The sequence below is a fragment of the Arthrobacter sp. MDT1-49-2 genome (assembly GCF_059090185.1).
Map to the genome: position 1 here is coordinate 214,720 of NZ_JBNHFK010000007.1, position 6,070 is coordinate 220,789.

Genomic DNA, 6,070 nt, shown 5'->3' on the forward strand with positions numbered 1-6,070 from the left:
TTCCGAACGGCAGGGAGAAGCAAAGCACGTGGCTGAATCGTATTACCGCTCGCTGGGCAACGGCGTCTATGAAGCAACCATCCACACCCAGGGTGCCTGGAACCCGCAGGAGCAGCACATGGCTCCCATCTCCGGGCTGCTCGCGCACTGCCTGGAGCAGTTCCAGCCCCGCCCGGAGCTGCGGATGGCCCGCATCAGCTATGACATTCTGGGCCTCATTCCCCGCAGCACCTTCGAAGTGAAAACCTCGCTCCTGCGCCCGGGCCGCACCATCGAACTCCTGCAGGCGGAAATGGTGGCGGACGGCCGCACCGCCGTCCGGGCCACCGCCTGGCGCCTGGCCCGGGGTACGACGTCGGAGGTGGCGGCTGTCGAAGACGGCACCATGCCCGGCCCCGCCGAGGCCGGCGGCCGCGAGGGCCTGACGGCCTGGCCGGGCGCCTTCATCGAATCGGTGGAGATGCGTGCCCTGCCCGGCCTCCGCCCCGGCCGCGGACGGGCCTGGCTGCGCACCCCGCACGAAATGGTGGAGGGCATGCCCACCTCCGACCTGGTCCGGCTGGTCGGCATGGCGGACACCGCCAACGGCATTTCCACCCGGGTGCCGCCGGGCGGGGACAGCTACATGTTCCCCAACGTGGACCTGCAGCTGCACCTGCACCGCGACCCGGTGGGAGAGTGGCTGGGGCTGGACACACAGGTTTCCTTCGGCACCGACGGCATCGGGCTGACCTCGGCCATCCTGCATGACGAGCGGGGACCGTTCGGCCGCAGCGAGCAGATCCTCACCGTCCGGCCGCTCGGCGGAGCCTAGACAGTGCCCGGCGCCCTGACGGTGGTCCGCCAGCAGCAGTCGCTGGGCGCCGCCGCGGATCTGGACTTCGCGCTGGCGATGCTTGAGGCCGCCCGCCGCGGGGTGCTGGGACCCACCCTGCGGATCTACCGGCCCCGGCCCACGGTGGCGCTGGGACAGCGGGATGCAAAACTGCCCGGTTTTGCCGCCGCCCAGGCGGCCTGCCGGCGGAACGGGTTCGAACCGCTGGTACGCAAAGCCGGCGGGCGGGCCGCCGCCTACCACCGCGACTGTCTGGTCCTGGACCATGTGGAGCCCGACGCCGACGCCCTTACCGGCTCCCGGGGCCGGTTTGCCGACTTCGGCGTCCTCTTGGCCGGGGCGCTGGAGAAGGCCGGGCTGAAGACCGGCGTCGGCGAAATCCCCGGTGAATACTGTCCGGGCGAATTCACCGTGTACGGCGAAGGCGCGGCGGGGGAGCGCATCAAGCTCGCCGGCACCGCACAGCGGGTGGTCGCCGGCGCCTGGCTGTTTTCCACGGTGCTGGTGGTGGGCAACGGGACCCCGCTGCGCAAGGTATTGACGGACTGCTACGCCGAACTGGGGCTGGGCTGGGACCCGCGGACCGCCGGCGCCGCCCGGGACCTGGTGCCCGGCCTTTCCATGGCGGACGTGGAAGACGCCGTCCTGCAGGCCTATGGCGGATATGCCCGTCTGGCCGACGGGGACTTCGAGGCGCTGCGGCGGGCGATGTGACGCAACACCGGCCCGGCGGTGCTTCCTGCCGGGAAGCGCCCGGACTAGGGTAGGGAACTGACAGCAGGCTGATCAGTACACACGTCACAAAGGATTTCCATTGGGTTCAGACACCGTTGAAAACACTGCACTGCGGCTTCGGGCGGTCCTCGAGATCCTCGCTGCAGAGGACCCGTCAGGCAAAGTCAGCAGGGCTACGGTCATCTCCGCCGCACTGCACCGCGTCCCGCTGACCGGGCGCGAAGCCGAGGAGCTGGCCAGCGGCACCACGCGCGGCGAGCGCGCCCTGGTCAACGCCACCACCAAGCTGGTCAAAGCAGGCTGGATCCTCAAGGAAGGCCGGGCCGGCTGGAGCATCACCAGCGGGGGACGCCAGGCACTGGTGGACTTCCCCGAACCCACCCGGCTCGCCGCAGCCCTGCAGGGCAACGGCGCAACGCCGTCGGCCGCGCGGAAGACCCCGCCCGCAGCGGAAGTGGTCGAGGAAGCGGTACGGGACGCCGTTGCCGTTCCCACCGTGCCGGCAGAACCCAGCGGTTCACACCGGGACAGCGGCGACGGATTCGAGCCGTCCTTCCCGCAGCCCGAAGCCGTTGCCCTTGCCGGCAGTTTTGGCAGCGCCCTGGGGATCGCCGACTGGGATCCGGCCGCAGCAGCGTTCAGCTTTGACCGTCATGACGAACTGTGGAAACTGACCCTGGACCTGCCCGCCGGCAGCTACGAGTACAAGGTGGCGCTGAACGGCGGCTGGGAGGAAAACTACGGATTCGGGGCACACCGCGACGGCGGCAACATCCAGATTGAGCATTCCGGCGGTCCGCTGAGCTTCCTCTACGACCACGCCACGCACACGGTCCTCACCAAGCCGGAGGTCAGTTCCTGACCGTTCCCGGACCCTCGATCGGATCTACCAGGATCCCGGCCGGTTCGCGCACCCACCAGACACCGTCGCTGCGCCGTTCCGCGGGAGTGGAGTAGCGGTAGCGGTAGACCTGCGCCCGGATCCAGCGGGGCGGCTCGCCGTCGAACGGGTCCCTGCGCAGCAGCCGCAGGGTCCGTGCGTCCCCGGCGAGGAGCTTGCGCAGGAGCGCGGGAAACCAGGCGCCGTAGGAACCCAGCGCGAGGAACCACATCATCCAGTCCAGACGCAGATGATAGGGCGCGAACTGGCGGGGCAGCCGGCGCGGATCCCCGGGCTTGCCCCGGAATTCATACTCGCGCCAGCGGGCATCGGGCCCGGGCGGATCGTTCGTGCCCTCAACCACCACCTCGCTGCGCTGCCGGGTAATACTGCCGAATGCGCCATAGGCGTTGGAGAGGTGCCAGCGGTTGAAACTGGCGTTCATCAGCTGGTGGCGGCTGAACAGGTTCTTCAGCGGTGCCCAGGCCCAATACAGCATTGCGAGAGTGGCGGCGCCGACGACGACGGCGAAGGCCACCGGGGTGCCCTCCGGAGCCGGTGAGCCGAAGTTCGCCCACGGCAGCAGTGCCTGCACGGCCGAATCGCTGACCGCGGTGCACGCCAACAGGATGGTCAGCACGTTCAGCCAGGCGAAGTTCCCCGAGACCACCAGCCACAGCTGGGTGACGATAATGACCGCCGCGGCGATGGAGGCCACCGGCTGCGGAAAGAACAGGAGGAACGGCACCACCAGCTGGGCGAAGTGGTTGCCCAGCAATTCCACCCGGTGCAGCGGCTTCGGCAGGTGGTGGAAGAACCAGCTGGCCGGGTTCGGCATGGGCTGGGTCTCGTGGTGGTAGTAGAGGGCGGTCAGGTCCCGCCAGACCCTGTCGCCGCGCAGCTTGATCAATCCGGCACCGAATTCCAGGCGGAAGACCAGCCAGCGGAAAAGCCAGAGCACGGTCAGCGGGGGAGCGACGTCGTTGGAGCCCAGGAACGCGGCCAGGAAACCCGCCTCGAGCAGCAGCGACTCCCAGCCGAACCCGTAGAAGGTCTGGCCGATGTTCACAATGGACAGGTACAGGCCCCAGATCAGCAGGAAAGCCGCCATCGGCAGCCACCACGGCCCGGACTGCGGCACTCCCGCCACCAGGAGCGCGGAGACGGCTGCCCCGGACCACGCCACCGCGAGCAGGAACCGGTCCGTGTAGTGCCAGTGAAACAGTGTGGGGATGCCGCGGCCCTTGATCCGGGCAAGGTACTGCGGCGCGGGCAGCAGCCCGTTGTCACCTAGCAGGGCGGGAAACTGGAAAACCGCGTTCAGGAACCCGAGCAGGAAGATTGCGGCGATGCCGCGCTGCAGCACCTGCCGGGCGAACTCGTATCCTTCCGCGCTGAAGAGCTCCATGGCAATCCAGCCTAGCTCCGGTGGCGGACGGAACCGACAGTACGCGCCGCCCGTTCCTCCTGCCTGCCTCCCGTCCTAGGCTGGAACGGGAGCAAGACTCCACATCGGCAGGAGGTGCCGGAAATGACGGGATCACGTGTCCTCGCCCTCGTCGTCGCCCACCCGGACGACGACGCGTACGGGCTGGCGGGAACGGTTGCGCTGCACGAACACGATCCGGGGTTCCGCTTCGTCCTGGTCCACGCGACCGACGGCGGTGCAGGAGGAATAGACCCTGCCTATCCTCCCCTGAATGAGCCGCTTGGCCAGGTCCGGCGCCGGGAAATGGAGGCCGCATGGACCGCGCACGGCCGCCCTCCGGACCGCCACGAATGGCTCGAATACGACGACGGGACGCTCAGCGATGTCCCGCGGACCGAGCTGGTGGAACGCATCGGAGGGATCTTGGCGCAGGAACGGCCCGACGTCGTGGCTACCTTTGGTCCGGATGGGATCACCGGTCATCCCGATCACATTGCCGTCGGCGCTGCCACCGACGCAGCCTTCGAGCTGTTGCGTACCGACGGCGGACCAGGGCTGCGGCGGCTGCTGCACGGCGCCATGCGGCGCTCCACTTGGGAGCGCTGGAACCGCGGCCGTATCCGGCACGGCCTGGAGCCCTGGAACGAGGCGCGCGTGTATGACCTGCGTCCGGTCCCGGATGAGCTGATCGGGATCGAGGTGGACGTCCGAAGCGTCGCGGGGCGGGTGGTGGCAGGGCTGATGGAACACCGCACCCAACGCTACGCAGTGTCCCCGGGCGTGCCTTCGGACGCGCAGGAGGACGCGGGGTGGACGCGGACGTCGGGGGCAGAGCCGCTGGTTATTGCCTGGCCGCCGCGGCCACCGGGGGAGCCGGTGCTCGGTGATGTTTTCGAGGGGCTGGACTAAGCTGCGCCGAATTACCTGCTGTCCACCCTCCCGCATTTGCCTTCCGCGCCGGATACTTGCCGTGCACGGCCGGAACCGCCGGATAGCCGGCCCGCCGAATCCGACAACCCGAACAGGCAGGGAACACGCATGAGGATTGTAGTGACCAGCATTTTTGTGGACGACCAGGACAGGGCACTGGATTTTTACACCCGCGTGCTGGGCTTCGAGCCGCGGCAGGATGTGCCGGCGGGCGGGGCACGCTGGCTGACCGTGGGGGTGCCGGGGGAGGACGGTGGGGTGGAACTGCTGCTCGAGCCGGCCGGACACCCCGCCGTTGCACCGTTCACGGGGGCACTGGTGGCGGACGGGATCCCGTTCACGTCCTTCGCCGTGGACAGTGTGGAGGACGAGTATCAGCGGCTGTCGGACCTGGGCGTGGACTTCACCCAGCCGCCAACCCGGATGGGGCCGGTCACGACGGCGGTTTTCTCCGACACCGTGGGCAACCTCATCCAGATTGCCGAAGGCGCCGGCTGAAGCAGGCTCAGCAGCCGACAGAGGCCACGCCACGCGGCTAAGGCCGGCGCGGGTGTGGACGTTGGACCCCGTGTGACTCTTAGGCGGCGGTAGCTTTTCAGCCGCCCTCACCGGGCGCCGTTGTGGGCGACCTACTCGAATCAATGCGGCGGTTATAGCGAGTTTCAGGCGTTTGCGGGTGCGTCCTTTGGAACTGTCGCGGTGGCGGACCGGCTTTCGGACGCATCACCATAGGAGTGGTGCCAAGACGGCTTCTTCTGACAGAGAAACGGGCTCCGGGACCTGCCGCAACAGCCTAAATCCCGCCTGGTGATCTACCTCAAGAAATAGGCGCGATCCTGCCTGACTAGGTATGTCCCTGCGTCCCCTGATCCCCCCTGCGCCACGATCGACAGAACAGTGACCTGCACATTGTAGGTCCCGTCTCCATTGTCGGTAACGTCATACCTGAGGTCAGGACTGTAATGGAGGTGTTCCGCAATGATGCCTATCGCATCGTCCGCCGAAACAAACTCCACGGTAGCCGGCTGGGGGTTAATCGCCGGGTTTGGAGGCGGAACAGGAGCGGGAGCCTCAGCGGCCGTCGCTTCTGCCCCCAATGTTTCAGACACCGACTCAGAGGCCTGAGTGGTGGAGGCCGTCGGTGTGGCAGAGGGCCTCTGCGGACTAGCTGTAACTCTTACGGTGGTTGTGAACGGCGTGGCAAAAGTTAAATAGGCGAGGGTCTCCGGTTCGATATGGGTTACCACACTCATCCGACCAA

The 6,070-nt window shown here is 67.8% G+C and carries 6 protein-coding genes; 5 read left to right on the plus strand and 1 reads right to left on the minus strand.

Translation table 11 applies throughout. The features are described from left to right. Window positions 1-28: 28 nt before the first annotated feature. The 3 genes from AC5RTS_RS11720 to AC5RTS_RS11730 all read left to right on the plus strand — a co-directional run bounded on the left by AC5RTS_RS11720 (window position 29) and on the right by AC5RTS_RS11730 (window position 2,432). On the plus strand, window positions 29-814 hold the full coding sequence (locus tag AC5RTS_RS11720) for a thioesterase family protein (RefSeq protein ID WP_493992192.1): 786 nt from the start codon (window positions 29-31) through the stop codon (window positions 812-814). A 3-nt stretch (window positions 815-817) separates the two neighbouring features. Beyond that, window positions 818-1,549, plus strand: coding sequence for a lipoate--protein ligase family protein (locus AC5RTS_RS11725; protein ID WP_493992193.1), 732 nt, complete (start codon window positions 818-820; stop codon window positions 1,547-1,549). A gap of 100 nt (window positions 1,550-1,649) precedes the next feature. Beyond that, complete coding sequence (locus AC5RTS_RS11730) at window positions 1,650-2,432, plus strand: pullulanase X25 domain-containing protein (RefSeq protein WP_493992194.1); 783 nt, start codon at window positions 1,650-1,652, stop codon at window positions 2,430-2,432. Here the strand turns inward: AC5RTS_RS11730 and AC5RTS_RS11735 are convergent. Then, window positions 2,422-3,858, minus strand: a complete 1,437-nt coding sequence (locus AC5RTS_RS11735) for a lipase maturation factor family protein (RefSeq protein ID WP_493992195.1) — start codon at window positions 3,856-3,858, stop codon at window positions 2,422-2,424. The two genes, AC5RTS_RS11730 and AC5RTS_RS11735, sit on opposite strands and share 11 nt — an antisense overlap. A gap of 123 nt (window positions 3,859-3,981) precedes the next feature. Between AC5RTS_RS11735 and AC5RTS_RS11740 the strand changes: the two genes are divergently transcribed. Beyond that, window positions 3,982-4,788, plus strand: a complete 807-nt coding sequence (locus AC5RTS_RS11740; RefSeq protein ID WP_493992196.1) for a PIG-L deacetylase family protein — start codon at window positions 3,982-3,984, stop codon at window positions 4,786-4,788. Window positions 4,789-4,917: 129 nt separating this feature from the next. Next, the gene (locus AC5RTS_RS11745; RefSeq protein WP_493992197.1) at window positions 4,918-5,307 is read left to right on the plus strand and encodes a VOC family protein; all 390 of its coding nucleotides are present in this window, start codon (window positions 4,918-4,920) and stop codon (window positions 5,305-5,307) included. Window positions 5,308-6,070 lie beyond the last annotated feature (763 nt).